The following is a 21,771-nucleotide window of genomic DNA, read 5'->3' as shown; positions in this document are numbered from 1 at the left end:
GCCACCACCTGCGGGCTCACGCCCCACGACTCAAGAAGCCGGAACAGCGCCACCTCAACCGCAAACAGCCCCGCCTGCGCCCACACCGTCGCATCAAGACGGCCCCCACCCAGCCAGGACTCCTCACCCTCACCCCGAATAACCGCCGCAAGCGAACCGTCCAGATGCTCAGCCAGCCCCGCACACACCGCATCAAACGTTTCCGCAAACACCGGGAACGCCGCATACAACCCCGCACCCATGCCCACCCGCTGGGCACCCTGCCCGGTAAACACAAACCCGACCTTGCCCACACCACCCACAGCCCCGGACACCACACCCGGAACCTCACGACCCTCCGCCAACGCCTGTATTCCGGCTGCCAGTTCCTCACGGTCGGCACCCAGCACCACCGCACGGTGCTCCAACACCCCACGCGAAACCGCCAGCGACCACCCCACATCACTCGCATCCACGTCCGGACGATGCTGGATGAACTCCGCAAGACGCCCGGCCTGGCCCGCAAGCCCCCCTGCCGACCGACCCGACACCACCCACGGCACCACCGGCAACACGACGCCGTCGGCACCGCCAGCACCCTCAGCCGGACCCGTGTCCCCATCAAGCACAGAAGCACCCCGCGGGGCCTGCTCGATGATCACGTGCGCATTGGTACCGCTGATCCCGAACGACGACACACCCGCCCGCCGCGGACGCTCGCCCACCTCCGGCCACGGCATCGCCTCAGTGGCCAACCGCACCGCACCCGCATCCCAATCAACACGCGAGGACGGCTCCTCGGCGTGCAGCGTGCGGGGAAGTTCCCGGTGCTGCAGCGCCAGCACCATCTTGATGACCCCCGCGACACCCGCGGCCCACTGGGCGTGCCCGATGTTGGACTTCACCGAGCCCAACCACAACGGCCGTTCCTCAGCCCTGCCCTGCCCGTACGTCGCCAACAGCGCCTGCGCCTCAATCGGATCACCCAGCCGCGTACCCGTGCCATGGCCCTCGACCACATCCACGTCGCCCGCGGCAAGACCGGCACTCGCCAACGCCGCACGGATCACCCTCTGCTGCGCCGGACCATTCGGCGCCGTCAACCCATTCGACGCACCGTCCTGGTTCACCGCGCTCCCGGACACCACCGCCAGAATCCGATGACCATTACGCCGCGCGTCCGACAACCGCTCAAGCACCACAACACCGGCGCCCTCGGCCATGCCCATGCCGTCGGCCTGCTCCGAGTACGCCTTGCAGCGACCGTCCGCCGCCAGGCCCCGCTGACGGCTGAACCAGACGAGCCACGACGGGGTGGCGTGCACGGTGACGCCGCCTGCGAGGGCCAGCGAGCACTCCCCGGACCGCAGTGCCTGGGCTGCCAGGTGCAGCGCCACCAGGGACGACGAGCACGCCGTGTCCACGGTCAGCGCGGGCCCCTCCAACCCCAGCGTGTAGGCCACCCGGCCCGAGATCACGCTGGGGGCGATGCCCGACTGAAGATGGCCCTCAAGTGCTTCGGGCGCGTCGGCGCCGTAACCGGAGGAGGCAGCTCCCACGAAGACGCCGGTCGACGAGCCGCGCAGCTGCCTCGGGTCGATGCCTGCCCGTTCGAGCGCCTCCCAGGAGATTTCGAGGAGCAGCCGCTGTTGCGGGTCCATCGCCAGGGCTTCGCGCGGACTGACGCCGAAGAATTCGGCGTCGAACTCCCCGGCCCCCGATATGAATCCGCCCTCGCGCGCATAGAAGGTCCCGGCCCGCTCCGCGTCCGGGTCGTACAGCCGCGACAGGTCCCATCCCCGGTCGGTGGGGAGTTCCGCGACCGCGTCCCCGCCTTCGGTCAGCAGGTCCCACAGCTGCTCCGGGGCGCTCACGTCGCCGGGGAGGCGGCAGCTCATCGCCACGATCGCGATGGGCTCGTCGGCGGATACGGCGGATGCGGCGGATACGGCAGATGCAGCGGGTCGGGACGGTGTCTCCGTATCGTCCGTGTGCCCCAGCGCTTCCGTCCGCAGGTACTCGGACAGCACCGTCGGCGTCGGGTAGTCGAAGATCAGGCCAGTGGGAAGCCGCATGGCGAGCGCGGTGCTCAGCCGGTTGCGCAGTTCGACGCCGGTCACCGAGTCGAAGCCGAGTTCCTTGAAGGTGTGCCCGGGGTCGATCGCCTGGGGTGAGGAGTGGCCGAGGACCGCCCCGGCGTGCGTCTGGATCAGGTCCAGGATCATCTGGTCCTGCTCGGGCTCCGGTCGCCCCTCCAGCTGTCGCAGCACCCCGGTACCGGCGTCGAGCGGAGGCAGCACGGCCGAACCGCCGACCGGCTGCGGCAGCTCCATCACGTGCGACGACACGCCGCTGTCGAGCCAGAAGCGCTCGTGCCGGAAGGCGTACGTCGGCAGGTCCACCCGCTCGCCGGCCGGCAGCACGGCACTCCAGTCCACCGACACGCCCTGCACGAACGCCCGCGCCAGCCCCGTCACCAGACCCGTCACGCCCGCGTCGTCCCGCCGCTGGAGCGGGATGAACGCACGCCCTTCGCCCTCGACATCCGCCACGGCGTCCGGGCCCAGCGTCGACAGCGAGCCGTCGGGGCCGACCTCGATGAACAGCGACACGCCCTGCTCCGCGAGAGCGGCCACGGCATCGGCGAACCGCACCGCCTGCCGCGTCTGCGCCGGCCAGTAACCGCCATCGCACTCGGTCAGTACGTCACCGGTCAACGCACCCGCCCACAGCAACTCGGGGCGCCGGTACTCCAACTCGCCTGCCACAGAGCCGAGTTCATCAAGGACCGGGTCCATCGCCGCAGAGTGGAACGCATGCGACACCCGCAGCCGCCGCACCCGACAGCCCCGCTCACGCCACTCCTCCACCACCCGGTCCACGACGTCCTCGTCACCCGAAACCACCACCGACTCCGGGCCATTGACCGCCGCGACCGACACCCCGGACAGCTCCGCAAGACCAGTCAGCACCTCAGCCTCAGGCGCACCGATCGCCGCCATCGCCCCACCGCTCGGCAACTCCTGCATCAACCGCGCACGCGCCGCCACCAACCGGCACGCATCCTGCAGGGAAAGCACCCCAGCCACATACGCAGCCGCCACCTCACCCACGGAGTGACCCACCACGGCATCGGCAACCACACCGGCCGCCTTCAGCACCGCAGCCAGAGCCACCTCGAACGCGAACAGACCCGCCTGCGCGTACAGCGTCTGGTCCACGAGAGCCTCATCGACGCCGTCGGCGCCCAGGACGACGTCCCGTACCGAGATCCCGAGCTCCGACTCCAGCAGGCCGCATACCTGGTCAAACGCCTCGGCGAAGACCGGGCTGCCCTCATAGAGGCCCCGCCCCATGCCGAGCCACTGCGAGCCCTGACCGGCGAAGACCAACCCCACCCGCGCACCCGGTCGAGCCACGCCCGACACCACTGATGCCGCAGGCACCCCGTCAGCCAGCTGCTCCAGACCGGTCGCCAGCTCCGCGCGGTCGGTGCCCACCACCACGGCGCGGTGTTCGAACGTCGATCGTGTCGTGGCCAACGACCAGGCCACGTCCGCCGGTCGCTGTTCCGGACGTGCTGCCACCCACTCCCGCAGGCGACCCGCCTGCGCCGACAGTCCCTGAGCCGAACGGCCCGACACCAGCCATGCGCCGGCGCCCGACACCGCCGGAGCCGTGGCTGCGGCGCCCGCTCCGGCGGCCTCGGCGGCCGGGGCCTCCTCGACGATGACGTGCACGTTGGTCCCGCTGATCCCGAACGCCGACACACCGGCACGGCGCGTGCGCTCTCCGGCCGGCCAGGGCGTCGGCTCCGCCAGCAGCCGTATCTCACCCGCCGACCAGTCCACGTGCGGCGACGGCTCGTCCGCGTGCAGCGTCGCGGGCAACTCCCCGTGTCGCAGGGCGAGCACCATCTTGATCACACCCGCCACACCGGCCGCCGCCTGCGTGTGCCCGATGTTCGACTTCACCGATCCGAGCCACAACGGCCCCTGCTCGCACCGCTCCTGGCCGTACGTCGCAAGGAGTGCCTGCGCCTCGATCGGGTCGCCCAGCTTGGTACCCGTACCGTGCGCCTCCACCGCGTCCACGTCGTGCGCGGTGAGGCCCGCGTTGGCCAGGGCCCGGCGGATGACGGCCTGCTGGGCCTGGCCGTTGGGGGCGGTGAGGCCGTCGCTGGCGCCGTCGGAGTTGATCGCTGATCCGCGCAGTACGGCCAGGACGGAGTGGCCGTTGCGCACGGCGTCGGACAGGCGCTCCAGGACGATCAGGCCGACGCCCTCCGACCACACGGTCCCGTTGGCCGAAGCCGAGAAGGGCTTGCACACACCGTCGGGGGACAGCGCCCGCAGACCGCTGAACGCGACGAAGTTCCCCGGGGTGGCCATCACGGACACGCCACCCGCGAGGGCCAGCGAACACTCGCCCTGGCGCAGGGCCTGTGCGGCGAGGTGAATGGCGACCAGGGAGCTGGAGGCGGAGGTGTCGACCGTGAGCGAGGGGCCGTGCAGTCCGAGGAGGTAGGAGATACGGCCGGACATCACGCTGGTCGTCGTGCCGGTGAGCAGGTAGCCCTTAACGCTTTCGGGCGCCTCCTGCAGCCTGGGTCCGTACTCCCTCGGCTCGGCACCCACGAACACGCCGGTCCTGGTGCCCCGGATCGCGGACGGGGTGATGGCAGCGCGCTCCAGGGCCTCCCACGAGGCTTCGAGCAGGAGACGCTGCTGCGGCTCCATCGACAGGGCCTCGCGCGGCGGGATGCCGAAAAAGCCCGCGTCGAAACCGGCGACGTCCTCGATGAAGCCGCCCCGGGTGAGATATGTCTTCCCAGGGCTCTCCGGGTCCTCGCCGTACAGGGATTCGCGGTTCCAGTTCCGATCCTCGGGAAACTCCGAAAGGGCATCCCGTTGCTCGCCCAGAAGTTTCCACAGGTCCTCGGGTGAACGGACTCCACCTGGATAGCGGCAGCTCATGCCCACGATCGCCAGTGGCTCGGAACCGGCTACCGCGAATTCCGTCAGAGCTGCCCCATCAGTCTCGTTCACAATTCCCTCGGCATTCCGGAGGTTGAGTGCGATACCTGGCCGAAAGTCTTCCGCCAAGGGAAATATCGACTAATTAGAAAAGCGCGCTGGCGCCGCCGACGCCACGATATGGGCTGGTCCGCCCGGTACACCACGTGTTCAACCGTGAAGGGCGCGTCGGTTGAGCGGCGCGCCACATCCCGGTCGATTGGTGGAGAAAATCGCGTCCTTATCCGTGTGCTACGGCGTCCTGATCGCCTGCGGCCTCGGCGAGTTCGGGCGAACTGAGCCGCATCGTCGTCGGGGCCTCACGCGGGGTGGCGAGCAGGTGCAGGCGCTGGACGTCCTCCTCGGCGGGCTCGCCGAGGACGGCCAGGCAGGCGCAGGAGTCGTTGGCGAAGCCCGCAAACCGGTAGGCGATGTCCATCATGCGGTTGCGGTCGGTCGCCCGGAAGTCCGCTGCGAGGTGCGCACCGGCCTGCGCCGCCTGGTCGATGAGCCAGTTGAGGATGACGGCGCCGGCTCCGAACGTCACCACGCGGCACGAGGTCGCGAGGAGCTTCAGGTGCCACACGTCCGGGTGGCGCTCCAGGAGGAGCACGCCCACCGCGCCGTGCGGCCCGAACCGGTCGGTCAGGGTGACGGTGAGGACCTCGTGGTCCGGGTCGGCCAGCAGGGCGCGCAGATCGGCGTCGGAGTAGTGGACCCCGGTCGCGTTCATCTGGCTGGTGCGCAGGGTCAGTTCCTCGACCCGCGAGAGGTCCTCCTCGTCGGCCCGCTTGATCGCCATCACGAGGTCGAGGGTGCGCAGGAAGTCCTCGTCGGGGCCGTCGAAGGTCCCCTTCTCGGCGTCCCGGCGGAAGCTGGCCTGGTACATCTGGCGGCGGCGACGGGCGTCGACGGTGACGACCTCGGGGCTGAACTCGGGCAGCCCGGTCAGCGAGGTCGCCTGGTCGGCCCCGTAGCAGCGGATGTCGGGCGCGTGGAAGTTCACTTCGGCGCGCTCGGTGGGCAGGTCGTCGATGAAGGCGACGGCGGTCTGTGCGAAGTTCAGCCGCTCGGCTATCTCCTTGACCGCGTCGGACTTGCGCCCCCAGCCGATCTTCGGGTGTACGAAGTATTCGGCGAGGCCCAGCTTTTCGAGGTGCTGCCAGGCGAGGTCGTGGTCGTTCTTGCTGGAGACCGAGTGCAGGATTCCCCTGGAGTCGAGCTCGATAATGGCCTCGCGTATTCCGGGAAACAGATCCACGCTCGGATCTTCCAGGAGCGTGCCGTCCCAGACGGTGTTGTCCAGGTCCCAGACCAGGCACTTCACGAGGGGTTGGCTGTCAGCCACGGGTCCTCCTGTCTACTGCACTCTCGTCAAGGGTCTTGTGTGCGTCGGAAATCGCCAGGGCGTGGTCCGCCAGGATCAACTGGCAGATCTCACTGCTGCCTTCTATGAGCTCCATGAGCTTCGCGTCCCGGAACGCGCGGGCCACCACGTGCCCGTCCTCGGCGCCGGCCGACCCGAGCAGCTGGACGGCGGTGGCGGCGCTCTGGGCGGCGTGGCCGGCGCTGACGTGCTTGGCGAGGACCGCCGTCAGGCCCATGTCGGGTGAGGCGGAGTCCCAGCACCGGCTCGCGTGTTCGCAGGCGCGCAGGGCGGCCTGCTCGGCGATGAGCATCTCGGCCAGGTGCCTGCGGACGAGCTGGTGCTCGGCGAGCGCCACTCCGCCCTGCTGCCGCTGCTTCACGTGGCTGCCGGCAGCGTTCAGGCAGGCGCGGAGAATGCCGACGCAGCCCCATGCGATCGACATGCGCCCGTAGGAGAGCGCCGTGGTGAACAGCATCGACAGGGGCTGTCCGCCGCCGCCGAGGACGTGGGTGGCGGGGAGGCGGACGTTGTCGAGGCGGATGTTGGCGTGTCCGGCGGCCCGGCAGCCCATCGGGTGGGGCACGAGCTCGATGTGCACGCCCGGGGTGTCCACGGGGACCACCGCGGCGGCGGCGCCGTCGCCGTCGCCGTCGCGGCCCACGATCAGGACGAAGTCCGCGTAGCGGGTGCCGGTGACCCACTTCTTCTCGCCTTCGACGGTGAACCCGTCCCCGTCGGGCTCGATGCGGGTCCGCATGGCCGCCAGGTCGCTGCCGGCGCCCGGCTCGCTGAAGCCGACCGCCGCGAGCTTCCCGCCGGTCAACTCCGCGAGGAACTCGCGCCGTTGGGTGCGGTCGCCGAACCGCTGGATGGCCCAGGCCGCGATGCCCTGCGAGGTCATGATGCTCCGCAGGGAGCTGCACAGGCCGCCCACGTGGGCGGTGAGTTCACCGTTGTCCTGACTGCTCAGCCCGAGCCCGCCGTAGGCCGCCGGGACCTGCGCGCAGAGCAGGCCCTTGGCGCCGAGCGTGCGCAGCAGGTCGGTGGGCAGCTCGCCCGCGACGTCCCAGTCGGCCGCCCGGCCGCCGACGAGCTCGTCGATGAGGGCGAGCTCGCCGGCCAACTGCTCAGGCATTCTCGGCCGATTCCGACGTGTCCCGGAGCCGCAGCACCAGGCCGGCCATGGTCTGGACGGTGCGGAAGTTGTCGAGCTTCAGGTCCCCGCCGACGATGGCGATGTCGTATGTCTCCTCAAGGTGGACGACGAGCTGCATCGCGAACATGGAGGAGACGACGCCGGACGCGAAGAGGTCCTGGTCCACTTCGACAGTCGTCTTGATGCGCTCGGCAAGGAAGTCGAGGATTTCCTTCTCAAGGCCCTCGGTGGTGAAGGGTTCCTCTTGGACGCTCATGAGGCGACCTTTCCGTAGTCGTAGAAGCCCCGGCCGGTCTTCCGGCCGAGGTGGCCGTCCCGCACCTTTGCGAGCAGGAGGTCACAGGGGCGGCAGCTCTCGTCGCCGCGGCGCTCGTAGAGCACGTTGAGTGAGTCGACGAGGTTCTCCAGGCCGATGAGGTCGCCGGTCCGCAGCGGACCGGTCGAGTGCCCGAGGCAGCCCTCCAGCAGGCTGTCGACGACCTCCACGGAGGCGACGCCCTCCTGGACGAGCATGGCCGCGGTGTTGATCAGCGGGTGCAGCAGCCGGTTGATCACGAAGCCGGCCGAGTCATCGATGACGAGGGCCTCGCGGCCGAGGACGGTGAGCAGCCCGGTGACCTCCTCCAGGATGGCGGGGTCCGTGCGCGGGCCGCGGATGACCTCGACCATCTTGATCATGTAGGAGGGGTTCATGAAGTGCACGCCCACGAGCTCCTCGGGGCGCACGGTCCAGGAGGCCATCTCGTCGATCGGGATGCAGGAGGTGTTGGAGATCAGGGTCGTGCCGGGCCGGACGATCCTGGAAGCCTCGGTGAGGACCTTCTCCTTGACCTCGGCGACCTCGGTGACGGCCTCGATGACGGTGGTGGCGTCCGCGATGTCGACGAGGGACGCGCTGGTGGTCAGCGTGCCCTGCGGGCGGTCCGCCGGCAGCACGCCCATGAGCTGGGCGTGCCGCGTCTTCTGCTTGATGGTCTGCCGCGCCTTGTCCAGCACGGACTCGTCGACGTCCACCAGCACAACGGGGACGCCGTGCCCGATGGCCAGTGTCGAGATGTTCGTGCCCATCACACCGGCGCCGACGATGGCGAGGCGGTGCTCCTCAAAAGCAGTGCTCATAGATTCTTCCCTGCGGTTTCGTGAGCCGTTTCCTGACAGGCACGGTCAAGCCGGAGCGGCCTGCCCTGCCTCGCGTGTCACGCGCGCACCCTCGCGGCGAGAGCGGCGGGGGTCGGATGGTGGAACACCTCGGTGAGTTCGAGGGACGTACCGGTGAGTTCTTCGACCTTCTGTGCCAGTACGGCGGCGAGCAGCGAATGGCCGCCCGATTCGAAGAAGTTCGTCTGTGCCGTCGCCTCTGTGCCCAGGAGTTGCCGCCACATCTCGACGAGTGCGCGGACGAGTGCGTCGTCAGCCGCCGGGCCCTGGTGGCCGCTTCCCTGGTCGAGTGCCTTCTCGGCGAGCCGTGCGAGGGCGTCCCGGTCGGTTCGGCCGTCGGGGCTCCTGGGCAGCGCGTCCAGGCGGACGACCTGCCAGGGGAGGGCGGACGCGGCGAAACCATCGGCTTGGTCGGCACTCTCGGCGAAGGCGACGACGGTGGGCTCGCCGCCGGACGGTGTCACGGCCAGGGCAGCGGCCGCGGTGACTCCGCGGTGGTCGAGCAGGTCCGCCTCGACGGCGCCGAGGTTGACCGGGCCGTCGCCGGTGGCGGCTTGACGGTCGATGCGGCCGAGCCACTCGATGGTCCCGTCGGGCCGCCAGCGGGCGAGTTGCCCGGTGCGGTGGTGACGCCCGTACCGTTCGCAGGTCGGGAACGCGGGGTCGTCCGGGTCGCTCAGGGCGAGCCCGGTTCCGGCGAGGCAGAGTTCCCCGCGCAGGCCGATGGGCAGTTCCCGGCCGTCGGGGGCGGCGATGAACGCCCGCGTGTTGGTGATCGGCCGTCCCCGGTTCACGGCGTCGGCGGCGTCCACCCGGCCGGACACGGCCCAGCCGGTGGTCTCCAAGGTGCCGTAGGCGAGGTGCAGTTGGCAGCCGGCCGCGAAGAGCCGCCGCGCCGTCGCGGGAGACATCTCGTCGCCCTGGGCGAGTACGGTCAGCCCCTGCGGCCGGTCGGCAATGTCCTCCAGGACACGGGCCGGGGTGCCCGGCGGTACGACGACGACGGTCGCGTCGTGGCGGTCGGCGGTCGCGCGGAGGGCGGGTCCGCCCGTCCGGGCCACCTCGGGCGCGATCACGACCCGGCCGCCCGCGCTCAGCGCCAGGCAGAGGTCGAAGAGCGAACCGAACGTGGCGGGCGCGGCGAGCGCCAGTACGCCGGTGCCGGGCTCGACGTCGAGTTCGGTGGTGAAGTGGCCGACGGTGTCGGCGAGTCCCACATGGCTCAGGACGGTGGCGACCGGCTGCCCGTCGTCCCCGCAGGTGTGGAACAGGCAAGCGGGCGCCGTCGGCTCTCCGGAGGGGTCCGACGTGGCGGGGCCGGGCACCGGGGCGGTGTCCAGGGGCAGCACGTGCGGCAGTTCCGCATCGGCGGGCAGCCGTACGCCGGTCCCGGTGAGGACGGCCTTCGCCCGGGAGTGCGTGAGCTGCCGGGCCAGCCAGGAGGGGGCGTGCCCGGTGTCGAGCGGCAGGCAGACGGCGCCCGCCCGCCAGACACCGAGGGTGGCCGCGGCCGCCTCGCCGCGGGGTGCGGCGACCGCCACCACGTCGCCCGCGCCGACGCCTGCGCCGGTCAGCAGCGCGTGGATCGCGGCCGCCCTCTCGTCCACCTGCCGGTACGTGGCGGTGTGTTCGCCGTCGACCACGGCCGGAGCGTCCGGTGTGTTCGCCGCCCAGGACCGGAACGCCGCCTGCACCGTGGGGAGTTCGATGGGGGATGTCGTGTTGTTGGCCCGGTCGACGGCCTGGCGGTCGGGCCCGCTCCACCCCGCTGTCTCGCGAAGCGGCCGGTCCGGGTCGTGGGCAGCCTCGATCAGCAGGGCGTCGAGCCGGCGCAGCATCGCCTCGACGTCGGCGCGGGCCAGGGTCTCGGTGGAGTACCGGAGCAGGATCTCCGCATCGGACGGCGTGCCGACCAGTTCGAGGTCGAACTTGCTGTAGGGGTTCTCGACCGTCAGCAAACGGGCCGGCATGCCGTCGATCGACAGCTCGCCGACGTGCGCCTCGGGCAGGAAGTTGAACAGGTGCCGGTAGAGCGCGGACTGCCAGGTCGAGCCGATCTCGGGGAGTTCCCCCGCCAGTTCGTCGACGGAGGTGTTGGCGTGCCCCATCGCGCCGAGGAACGCGTCCCGGGCCTGGCGGGCGAGCGCGCGGAAACCCTCGGCCAGGTCCACGCGGACCCGGATCGGGACCACGTTGACGTGGTATCCGATGGCGGAGGTGTTCGCCCCGCGGACATCGACCGGGGAGCCGACGACGAGGTCGGGCCCGGCACCGTGCGAGGCGAGGAGGGCGGTGTAGGCGGCCAGCATCACCGCGCCTGCGGGTGCCCTGGCCGCGCGCTGCAGATGCTGCACGGCGTGCTGCGCCTCGGGCGAGAGCGTGTGGCGCGCGTTCTCACCCGTCATCATCGGCTGACGGCTGCGCGGCATGCCGCACCAGAGATCGAGACCGCCCTGCGTGATGCCCCGCAGCGTCTCGCTCCAGTACGCGACATCGGCGGGCCGCGGCTCGGGCTCGGCGAGGGCCGGGACCTCCGTGGTGGCCTGCGGAGGAACGGGCCGGCCGGCCGCGATCGCGTCGTAGACCGGGATGAACGCCTGAAGGAAGAGGGCGGCGGAGACCATGTCGAACGCCAGGTGGTGCACTCCCACGCAGAGGACGTCACCGTCCGGTCCGGTGGCGAACCCGACTCTGACCAGGGGCCGGCCGTCCAGCCTGAAGGGGCGGTCGACGAACGCGGTCAGGTCCTTCTCCAGCGACTCGCCGGTCAGGTGGAGCGGCTCGATCTCCGTCGCGAACTCGCTTGCGGGGACGACCTCCTTGACCAGTTCCGCACCGGTCGCGCGGAAGACCGTCCGCAGCATCTCGTACCGGCCGAGCACGATGGCCAGCGCCGCCCTCAGCACGTCCGGCCGCAGCCGGCCGCTCACCTGGAGGGCGAGCCCCAAGTTGTTGATCCCGGTCTCCGGGACCAACTCCTCCATCAGCCAGAGGGCCTTTTCCTTGTTCGTGGTGTTCATGACGCTCAGAATTCGACGTGGTCGAGGAGTGTGCGAACAGTGGAGTCATCACGCAGAAGGTCGGCGTGGCTGGTGTCGAGCGAGATCCGCCGGCCGAGCATCTTGGTTGCGTTGACGGCCGTCGCCGCCCCGTTCGCCTCCAATGTGGCGTAATCCGAAGAGGTAATGGCGAGAGACCGCTTCCAGGTCTGACTCGGGTCGATGTCCACGGCAGCGGAAAGCCATGACATATACGTCTCGAAAAGCTGGACCACCTCGTCCCTACGAGAATCGGAAAGACCGATCCGTTTGAAAGCGGTGGACGCTGTCTCTCGATAGAGCTCAACGATCTCGATGGCGGCGTCGACAAGACTGATCGACGGGGTTCCGACGATCTCGGCAGCTCGTTTACGGGCCTGTTCCGCCTCCTCGTCGGAGAAGACAGGACCGGCCAGGGCGACCATCTTGTTGATTTCTGCTGCGAGCAGCTGAATGTCGGTGACCTGCCCGTCGAAGAGGACGACCTTGGGTTCGGTGCCCTGCCGCTGAGCCAGGCGCTCCGCGATCTCGGCCGCGTAGACGCCGCCGAGACAGTAGCCGAGCACGGCCACCACCTCGTACTTGTCCCAGTCCCCGCCCCGCATCCAGTGCTCGGTGTAGAAGTCTCCGGCGGGACGCTCTGAAACGCGCACGGAAGGAAGCGTGGTCTGCACGAACCCGTGGCCGGACCAGGCGGGTCCCATCTTGGCCACCAGATCCCCGAACCCCGCCTCGCGGCGCCCGGCCGCAGGGAAATCGACACCGAGAATAAGAGAGTTCGACGTGGGGACGGAGATGACGCTCCACGATTCTTCGTTCGGCACTTGTTCACCCATCATCAGAGGCGGACGGTCGCTTTCCCTGAGGCCCTCAAGAGTCCCCATGAGCGCCTTCCTGATGCTCGTCCGGAAGCTCACTCAGGAGGAAGCCGGCGATCGCTTCCGGGAAATAGAGGTCGTAGACGAAGCCCTCTGGCAGTTTAAGTCCAGTCTGCTCGATAATTCTTTCCCGCAGTTGAACAGCGGACATGGAGGTCATCCCCAACTCGAAGACGTCGCTGCTGGGGTGGATGGAGTCGCCGGACGGGTAGTCGAGCGTCACGGCGATCTCCTGGCGGACCAGTTCGAGCAGCAGCTCCTGCTGCTCGGACTTGGAGAGACCGGCCAACTGCCGTACCCATCCCAGGGCCCCGGGCCCGGCCGCCGACTCGCCGTCGGTTCCGCTCTCCCCTCCGTCGCCTGGCAGGCCGCCGGCCTGCGCGAGGTCACGTTCCCGCTGCCGCCACGTCGCGAGCCGCGCCAGCACCGTGCCCAGCGGCATGTCCTCCCGCAACGGCTCGGCCATGCCCAGCACCCCGGCCAGGGCGGCCATGTCCCCTTCCTCCAGCGCGGCCCAGAACTGTTGCTCGCCCGGGGACGCCGCCACCGGCTTCCGGGCCGGCGCGGCCGGCCAGTACCGCTGCCGCTGGAACGCGTAGGTGGGCAGGTCGACTTGGTGCCTGCCGCCCAGGACCGCGGCCCAGTCCACCGCGGTCCCGCTCACGTGGACGGTGGCGAGGCCTGCCGCGAACGACCGCGGTCCGGCCTCCCCGTGACGCAGCGTCCCGGTGATCGTGACTCCGGCACCCTTCTGCAGGTCCTCGTCGTCCAGCGCCCGCCTGATGCCCGCGGTCAGCACGGGGTCCGGGCTGACCTCGACGCAGGCGCCGAACCCGCCGTCGATCAGGGCGCGAGCCAGCTCCCGCAACGGGGCGGTGTCCCGCGGGGTGCGGCACCAGTAGTCGGCGTCCATGTCCGCGCCGTCGGCCCAGGCCAGGTCACGGCTGGAGAACACCGGCACCGTCCCCTGCCGCGGGCGGACCGAGGCCAGCTCCTCCCGGTTCGGCTCCGCCCCGGCGGTCAGCGCCGCGGTCCTGGCCGCGTCGGCCAGCGACAGCACTCCGGCCACGTGCGCGGCCGCGATCTCGCCCACGGCGTGCCCGGCGACCGCGGCCGGGTGCACGCCCGCCGAGCGCCACAGCGCGGCGAGCGACACCATCACCGCCCACAGGACCGGCTGGCGGACGCCGGGGCGGTCGAGCGCCGGACCGTCCGGCCCCTCGCACACCACCTCGGTCAACTTCCAGTCCACGTACGGGGCCAGGGCCTGTTCGCATTCGGCCATCCGGGCCGCGAAGACGGTCGCCTCGTCCAGCAGTCCGGCGGCGGAGCCGAGCCATCCCGACTCGCCGCCGGGGAAGACGAACACCGCCTTCTGATCCGCCGCCGCGGTCCCGGTCAGCACGTCCCTGGTCTGCACGCCCGCGGCCACCAGAGCGAGCCCGGCGAGGAGGCCGTCCCGGTCCTCGCCCAGCACGACCGCCCGCTCCGCGAAGGCCGTACGCGTCGTGGCCAGCGAGAACCCGACGTCCACGGGGTCCACGTCCGGTCGGTCGACGAGGAGCTCCCGCAGCCGTCCGGCCTGGGACTTGAGCGCTTCCGTGGTCCGCCCGGACAGCACCCACGGCACCACCGCGGGCGGGGCCGAAGGCTCCGCGGGAGCGGCGGTCGCGGGCGGCTCGGGGGCCTCTTCCAGGATGACGTGCGCGTTGGTGCCGCTGATGCCGAACGAGGACACGCCCGCACGGCGCGGACGCCCGTCGGCCGGCCACGGCACCGGCTCGGTCAGCAGCCGCACCTCGCCGTCCGCCCAGTCCACGTGCGGCGAGGGCTCGTCCACGTGCAGCGTCGCCGGCAACTGACCGTGCTGCAGGGCGAGCACCATCTTGATCACACCCGCCACACCGGCCGCCGCCTGCGTGTGCCCGATGTTGGACTTCACCGAACCGAGCCACACCGGACGGTCCTCGGAACGGCCCTGTCCATAGGTGGCGATCAGCGCCTGCGCCTCGATCGGGTCCCCCAGCGTCGTACCCGTGCCGTGCGCCTCGACGGCGTCGACCTGGTCCGCGCGGACCCCGGCGTTCGCCAGGGCCGCCCGGATCACCCGCTGCTGCGACGGACCGTTCGGCGCCGTCAGACCGTTCGACGCACCGTCCTGGTTGATCGCGCTGCCACGCAGCACCGCCAGCACCTTGTGCCCGTTGCGCTGCGCGTCGGACAGCCGCTCCACCACGAGCACGCCCGCGCCCTCCGCGAACCCGGTGCCGTCCGCCGCAGCAGCGAACGCCTTGCACCGTCCGTCCGGCGCGAGACCTCGCTGCCGGGAGAACTCGATGAACGTCCCCGGGGTGGCCATGATCGTCACACCGCCGGCCAGCGCCATCGAGCACTCACCGGACCGCAGCGCCTGCGCGGCCAGGTGCAGCGCCACCAGCGCCGACGAGCACGCCGTGTCGACCGTCATCGTCGGCCCCTCCAGCCCGTACGTGTACGCGAGGCGGCCGGACAGGATGCTGGTCGCGACCCCGGTCATCAGGTGCCCCTCGACCTCGGCACCGCCCTCCGCCAGCACGCTCATCTCGTACCCGGATGTGTACCCGCCCACGAACGCGCCGGTCTGGCTGCCGCGCAGGGAGACCGGGTCGATCCCGGCCCGCTCGACGGCCTCCCAGGACAGTTCCAGGAGCAGCCGCTGCTGCGGGTCCATGGCCAGCGCCTCGCGCGGGCTGATCCCGAAGAACCCGGCGTCGAACTCGCTGGCGTCCGCGACGAACCCGCCCGCCTGGGTGTACGAGGTCCCCGTGTGAGCGGCGTCCGCGTCGTACAGGGCCTCCAGGTCCCAGCCTCGATCGGCCGGGAACCCCGAGATCGCGTCCTGCCCGTCGGCGAGCATCTGCCAGAGATCCTCGGGGCCGGTGATGCCGCCCGGGAACCGGCAGCTCATCCCCACGATCGCGATCGGCTCGTCGTGGGCCGCGGCCCCGACGGGGACCGCAACGTCCGCGCCTGCCGCGGACTCCCCGCCGAGCCGGCCGCGAAGGTGCACGGCGAGCGCGGTCGGGTTGGGGTAGTCGAACACGAGGGTGGCGGGCAGCCGCAGCCCCGTGGCCGTGCTGACCCGGTTGCGCAGCTGGACGGCGGTGAGCGAGTTGAAGCCCAGGTCGGTGAAGGCCCGGCCCGGCTCGACGGCGTCGGCGGAGGCGTGGCCCAGAACCGCGGCGACATGCGCGCGCACCAGGTTCAGCAGCATCTGGTGGCCGTCCTCGGCGGACAGCGCGGCGAGCTGCTGCCGCAGCGAGTCCGCGCCGGCCCCGCCGGAGGCGGCGGCCCGCCGGGCCGGTCCGCCGGCCAACGCCCGCCACAGCGGCGGGATCTCATCGCTGCGGGCCGCCTGCGCCCGCAGCCCGGCCAGGTCGAGCCGGGCCGGGACCAGCACCGCCTCGTCCCGGGCGAGCGCCATGTCCAACAGGGCCAGGCCCTCGGCCGCGCTCAACGCGCTGGTCCCGCTCCGGGTCATCCGGGCCCGCTCGGCGTCGGAGAGCTGCCCGGTCAGGCCGCTGACTTCGGCCCACAGGCCCCAGGCCAGCGACGTTCCCGGCAGCCCGGCCGCGCGACGGTCGGCCGCCAGCGCGTCGAGGAAGGCGTTGGCCGCCACGTAGTTGCCCTGCCCCGGCACACCGAACGTCGCCGCCGCCGAGGAGAACAGCACGAAGTGCTCCAGGTCCAGGTCCATGTCCTGGGTGAGCTCGTGCAGGTGCCATGCGGCGTCGGCCTTGGGACGCATCACCGTCGCCACCCGCTCCGGGGTCAGCGAGGTCACCGTCCCGTCGTCGAGGACACCGGCGGCATGGATGACGGTGCTCAGCGGGCGCTCGGCCGGGATCGTCTTGATCACGGTGGCCAGCGCGTCCCGGTCCGCCGCGTCACAGGCGATCGCGTCGACCGATGCGCCCAGCTCCGCCAGCTCGGCGGCCAGCGCGGCCACGTTGGCAGCCGACGGACCGGAGCGGCTGGTCAGCACCACGCCGTCGGCCCGCCCGGTGGTCACCAGGTGCCGGGCCACGAGCCCGCCCAGCGTGCCCGTGCCACCGGTCACCAGAGCAGACCGCGCGCCCTGCCTCCCCGACGGCTGTTCAACTGCTGTCACGGAACGGGATGGACGGGCCAGCCGCCGCCCGTACGCAACCTTGCCGCGGACGGCCAGTTCCGGTTCACCGCTGTCCACTATGGACGGCAGGATGGCGGCGGTCTGGTCATCGGTGGCGGTGCCGGTGGCGGGCAGGTCTACGAGGACGAGTCGGCCGGGGTTCTCCGACTGTGCCGAGCGCAGCAGGCCCCAGACGGAGGCCGCAGCCAGGTCGGCCACCCGCTCGCCCGCCGAGGCGGCCACGCCACCACGGGTGACGACCACCAGCTGGGCCGACTCCAGACGGTCCTCGCCCAGCCACTCCTGGACCAGACCCAGGGCCTGGCCGGTGGCCCGCCGGGCGGCCTCGGCCGCGTCACCGCCTGGGCCGTCGCCGTCCGCGTCACCCGCGCAGGTCAGCACGAACCCCGGGGCGATCTCGCCCGCCTCAGTGGCGGTTACCAGCTCGGCCAGGTCAGCGATGGAACGTACCGAGACTCCGACCGTGTTGAGAGCTTCGACCATGCCGAAGCGGTCGGCGCCGAGCAGGACCCACTCGCCCGCCGGTACGGGGGCGGGGGCTTCGGGAACCGGGGTCCACTCCACGGTGAACAGCGCGTCGGCCACTCCGGCGCCGGTGGGCTGGAGTTGGTCAGCCGACACCGGACGGGTGATCAACGACGCCACCGACACCACCGGCGCCCCGGTGGTGTCCGCGGCCCTTACGGTCAGGCTGCCGTGGGCGTCACGCCGCAGCCGCGCCCGCAACACCGACGCGCCACTGGCGTGCAGCTCCACACCCGTCCATGCGAACGGCAACCGCACCTGACCCGGCTCACCCTCCTCGGATCCTCCAGGCCCGCCGGCGAAGGCGCTGGCCTGGAGTACGGCGTCCAAGAGTGCCGGGTGCAGGCCGAACGAACCCGCGTCCTCGGTCGCGTGCTCGGGCAGGGCGACCTCGGCGAATACGTCCTCACCACGGCGCCACACCGCCCGCAGGCCCTGGAACGCCGGACCGTATCCGTACGACGCCTGGGCCAGCTCGTCGTACATGCCGCTGATGTCCATTGCGGTCGCATCGCGCGGCGGCCAGACGACGAGGTCGTCCTCTGTCTGAGCCGGTGCACCGGCCGGGGCGAGCATGCCGCTGGCGTGCTGGGCCCATGCCTCCTGGGTGCCATCGTGACGGGAGAACACCTCGACCGTCCGACGCCCGTCGGCATCAGCGGCAGCTGCCACGACCTGGACCTGGATACCGCCGTCGGCGGGCACCACCAGCGGTGCCTGCAGCGTCAGTTCCTCCAGCAGTCCACAGCCCACCTGGTCACCGGCCCGTACGACCATCTCCACGAAACCGGTGCCCGGCAGCAGGATCACACCGCCTACGGCGTGGTCGGCCAGCCACGGATGCGTACGCACCGACAGCCGCCCGGTGCACAGCATGCCCGCACCACCAGCGAGTTCGACGGCCGCACCCAGCAACGGATGGTCCACCGCACCCAGCCCCAGCGACACCGCATCCCCGCCCACGGTCGGCCCGGCCTCCGGCGGCCAGTACCGCTCGTGCTGGAAGGCGTACGTCGGCAGGGCCACGCGCTCTGCGGACGGCAGCACCTTCTCCCAGTCCACGGTGACACCGTGCACGAACGCCTCGGCCAGTGACGTGATCAGGCGGCTCGCGCCACCGTCGTCGCGGCGCAGCGTCCCGCACACCACTCCCGCCGCCGTGCCGGGGCCCGCGTCCTGCGCAACCTCTTCGAGCGTGTCGTTCATCGCGCCCAACAGCACCGGGTGCGGGGTGACTTCGATGAACACCTGGTGCCCCATCCCGGCCAAGGTCCGTACCGCCCGGTCGAAGTGCACCGAGGCACGCAGGCTCCCGTACCAGTACGCGGCATCCAGCTCGGGGCCCGACAGAGCCTCGCCCGTCATCGCCGACACCATCGGCACCCGACCCCGACGGGGCGCCACACCGGCCAGTGCCGACGTGATCTCCTGCTCCAGCCGCTCCACCTGGGCGGAGTGCGAGGCGTAGTCCACGGCCACCATCCGGGCCCGTACGCCTTCCGCCTCCAGCTCGGCCTGCAACTCCTCCAGTGCCCCCGGCTCACCGGAAACCACCACCGCAGACGGTCCGTTGACCGCCGCCAGCGACAGACGCTCGCCCCAGCGCGGGAGGCGCTCTTCCACCGCCGCAGCCGACAGGCTCACCGACATCATGCCGCCCGCACCGGCCAGAGCCTTCAACGACTGCGACCGCAGCGCCACGACACGAGCGCCGTCCTCCAGCGACAGCATCCCCGCCACCGTCGCCGCAGCAATCTCACCCTGCGAATGACCAACCACCGCACCCGGCGACACACCAGCGGCCTCCCACACCGCAGCCAACGACACCATCACCGCCCACAACACCGGCTGCACCACATCCGCAGCCTCCAACGCAGGCGCACCCTCCACACCCGCGAGAACGTCGCTCAACGACCAGTCCACGAACGGGTCCAACGCCCGCTCACACTCAGCCAACCGCGCCGCAAACACCGGGCTGGACTCTGCCAACTCCCGTCCCATACCGACCCACTGCGAACCCTGACCCGCAAAGGCGAACACCACCCGCGCACCCGGCCGGGCAACCCCCGACACCACCGAACCCGCAGGCACACCAGCCGCCAGACTCTCCAAGCCACCGATGAGCTCACCCCGATCACCACCCACCACCACAGCCCGGTGCTCGAACGCCGACCGCGTCACCGCCAACGACCAGCCCACATCAGCCAGTTCGAGCTGCGGACGCGCCGCAACCCACTCACGCAACCGGCCCGCCTGCCCCGTCAACCCCTCGGCCGACCGGCCCGACACCAGCCAGGCGCCGAACCCGCCGGGCTCGACGACAGCCGCGGTTTCGGGCGCACCGCTCGCCTCGTCCTCCACGAGAGCCTCGGCCTCGACGGGGGTTTCCTCCAGCAGCAGATGGACATTGGTGCCGCTGATACCGAACGAGGACACACCAGCTCGGCGCACCCGTTCGCCGGCCGGCCACGGCACCGGTTCGCCCAGCAACCGCACGTCGCCGGCCGTCCAGTCGACGTGCGTCGAGGGCTCGTCGACGTGCAGTGTCCGCGGCAACTCACCGTGCTGCAGGGCGAGGACCATCTTGATCACACCCGCGACACCTGCGGCCGCCTGCGTGTGCCCGATGTTGGACTTCACCGAGCCCAGCAGCAGCGGCCGATCCGACGGCCGCTCCTGGCCGTACGTCGCGAGCAGCGCCTGGGCCTCGATCGGGTCACCGAGCGTGGTGCCCGTTCCGTGCGCCTCGACCACGTCCACGTCGGCGGCCGTCAGGCGGGCACTGGCCAGCGCGGCCCGGATCACCCGCTGCTGCGACGGACCGTTCGGCGCCGTCAGACCGTTCGACGCACCGTCCTGGTTCACCGCCGACCCGCGTACCACCGCGAGCACCTTGTGCCCGTTGCGCCGCGCGTCGGACAGCCGCTCCACGACCACCATGCCCGCGCCCTCGGCGAAGCCCATGCCGTCCGCGTCCGCCGAGAACGCCTTGCAGCGCCCGTCCCTCGCCAGGCCGCGCTGCTGGCTGAAGCCCACGATCCCGTCCGGGGTCGCGATGACCGTGGCGCCGCCGACCAGCGCCATCGAGCACTCGCCGGCGCGGATCGCCTGGGTGGCCAGGTGCAGCGCCACCAGGGACGACGAACATGCCGTGTCCACGGTCACGGCGGGGCCCTCCAGGCCCAGGGCATACGACACGCGGCCCGACATCACACTCGTCGCGAAGCCCGTGGTCAGATGTCCTTCGGCGCCTTCGCTCCCCGTGCCCGCGCCGAACCCGTAGGCCGAGGCGAACCCGCCGACGAAGACACCGGTCTGGCTGCCGCGCAGCGAACCCGGGTCGATACCGGACCGCTCCAGCGCCTCCCACGACACCTCCAGCAACTGCCGCTGCTGCGGGTCCATCGCCAGCGCCTCGCGCGGGCTGATCCCGAAGAACCCGGCGTCGAACCCGCTGGCATCCGCCATGAATCCGCCGGACTGGGTGTATGAGGTTCCCACGTGCTCCGGGTCCGGGTCGTACAGCCCCTCCGCGTCCCAGCCCCGGTCGTCCGGGAAGCTGGAGATCGCGTCCGTCCCGGAGGCGATCAACTGCCAGAGCGCATCGGGGTCGTTCACGTCGCCGGGGAACCGACAGGCCATTCCGACGATCGCGATGGGCTCGTCGGACACCGCCTCCGCCGTGCGGACCGGCGGGAGGTTCACGAGTTGCTCGCTGTCGCCCAAGAGCCGGGCCCTGAGGTGCCCGGCGAGCGCGACGGGGTTGGGGTAGTCGAAGACGAGCGTGGCCGGCAGCCGCAGTCCGGTCGCGGTGTTGAGGCGGTTGCGCAGTTCCACCGCGGTGAGCGAGTCGAAGCCCAGGTCGGAGAAGGCCCTGGTGGGTTCGATCGCGTCGGCGGAGGTGTGGCCGAGCACGGCCGCCACATGGGTGCGGATGAGGTCGGTGAGCTTGCGCTCCCGGTCCTGCTGCGACAGCCCGGCCAGCTGCTGGTGCAGCGAGTCCGCGCCGGCGCTGCCCGAGGCGGCGGTACGGCGACCAGGACCACTGCTGATCAGCGCCCGCCACATCGGCGGGATCTCGGTGCTGCGGGCCGCCTGGGCCCGCAGCCCGGCCAGGTCGATCCGGGTCGGCACCAGCAGCGCCTCGTCCCGGGCCAGTGCCATGTCCAGCAGGGCCAGACCGTCGTCCGCGCTCAGCGCCCTGGCGCCGCCACGGGTCAGTCGGTCCCGCTCGGAATCGGTGAGCTGCCCGGTCAGCGCGCTGACATCGGCCCACATGCCCCAGGCCAGCGATGTCGCCTGCAGACCGGCCGCCCTGCGGTCGGCCGCCAGGGCGTCGAGGAAGGCGTTGGCCGCCACGTAGTTGCCCTGGCCCGGCGCACCGAACGTCGCCGCCGCCGAGGAGAACAGCACGAAGTGCTCCAGGTCCAGGTCCATGTCCTGGGTCAGCTCGTGCAGGTTCCACGCACCGTCGGCCTTAGG

8 protein-coding genes are annotated in these 21,771 nt (G+C 71.2%); all 8 read right to left on the bottom strand.

Annotated elements, in window-relative coordinates:
* The coding region (locus AB0I10_RS34970) for a type I polyketide synthase (RefSeq protein ID WP_363156744.1) at window positions 1-5,027 on the bottom strand (5,027 nt) is incomplete at its 3' end.
* A 208-nt stretch (window positions 5,028-5,235) separates the two neighbouring features.
* The gene (locus AB0I10_RS34965; RefSeq protein WP_363156743.1) at window positions 5,236-6,342 is read right to left on the bottom strand and encodes an HAD-IIIC family phosphatase; all 1,107 of its coding nucleotides are present in this window, start codon (window positions 6,340-6,342) and stop codon (window positions 5,236-5,238) included.
* Window positions 6,335-7,498, bottom strand: coding sequence for an acyl-CoA dehydrogenase family protein (locus tag AB0I10_RS34960; RefSeq protein WP_363156742.1), 1,164 nt, complete (start codon window positions 7,496-7,498; stop codon window positions 6,335-6,337). The genes AB0I10_RS34965 and AB0I10_RS34960 overlap by 8 nt, the downstream gene beginning before the upstream one ends.
* Window positions 7,491-7,775 carry a phosphopantetheine-binding protein gene (locus AB0I10_RS34955; RefSeq protein WP_363156741.1) on the bottom strand — a complete coding sequence of 95 codons (285 nt, stop codon included), beginning with the start codon at window positions 7,773-7,775 and terminating at the stop codon, window positions 7,491-7,493. The genes AB0I10_RS34960 and AB0I10_RS34955 overlap by 8 nt, the downstream gene beginning before the upstream one ends.
* On the bottom strand, window positions 7,772-8,638 hold the full coding sequence (locus AB0I10_RS34950; protein WP_363156740.1) for a 3-hydroxyacyl-CoA dehydrogenase family protein: 867 nt from the start codon (window positions 8,636-8,638) through the stop codon (window positions 7,772-7,774). Before AB0I10_RS34950 ends, AB0I10_RS34955 begins: the two co-directional genes overlap by 4 nt.
* Window positions 8,639-8,715: 77 nt before the next feature.
* Complete coding sequence (locus tag AB0I10_RS34945) at window positions 8,716-11,697, bottom strand: condensation domain-containing protein (RefSeq protein WP_363156739.1); 2,982 nt, start codon at window positions 11,695-11,697, stop codon at window positions 8,716-8,718.
* Window positions 11,698-11,702: 5 nt separating this feature from the next.
* Window positions 11,703-12,599 (bottom strand): hypothetical protein, encoded by an 897-nt coding sequence (locus tag AB0I10_RS34940; protein ID WP_363156738.1) that lies wholly within the window; start codon window positions 12,597-12,599, stop codon window positions 11,703-11,705.
* A partial coding sequence (locus tag AB0I10_RS34935; RefSeq protein ID WP_363156737.1) for an SDR family NAD(P)-dependent oxidoreductase occupies window positions 12,586-21,771 on the bottom strand: 9,186 nt, incomplete at its 5' end. The genes AB0I10_RS34935 and AB0I10_RS34940, both read right to left, overlap by 14 nt.

It is taken from the genome of Streptomyces sp. NPDC050636 (genome assembly GCF_040654775.1).
GTDB lineage: Bacteria > Actinomycetota > Actinomycetes > Streptomycetales > Streptomycetaceae > Streptomyces.
Note: the sequence above shows the minus strand (reverse complement) of the source record. Positions and strands in the feature narration are given on the sequence as shown.

What these genes read in the sequence shown, in the direction of transcription:
- AB0I10_RS34960 (WP_363156742.1), bottom strand. Translation starts at nt 7,498, where the DNA reads ATGCCTGAGCAGTTGGCCGGCGAGCTCGCCCTCATCGACGAGCTCGTC.
- AB0I10_RS34955 (WP_363156741.1), bottom strand. Translation starts at nt 7,775, where the DNA reads ATGAGCGTCCAAGAGGAACCCTTCACCACCGAGGGCCTTGAGAAGGAA.
- AB0I10_RS34950 (WP_363156740.1), bottom strand. Translation starts at nt 8,638, where the DNA reads ATGAGCACTGCTTTTGAGGAGCACCGCCTCGCCATCGTCGGCGCCGGT.
- AB0I10_RS34945 (WP_363156739.1), bottom strand. Translation starts at nt 11,697, where the DNA reads ATGAACACCACGAACAAGGAAAAGGCCCTCTGGCTGATGGAGGAGTTG.
- AB0I10_RS34940 (WP_363156738.1), bottom strand. Translation starts at nt 12,599, where the DNA reads ATGGGGACTCTTGAGGGCCTCAGGGAAAGCGACCGTCCGCCTCTGATG.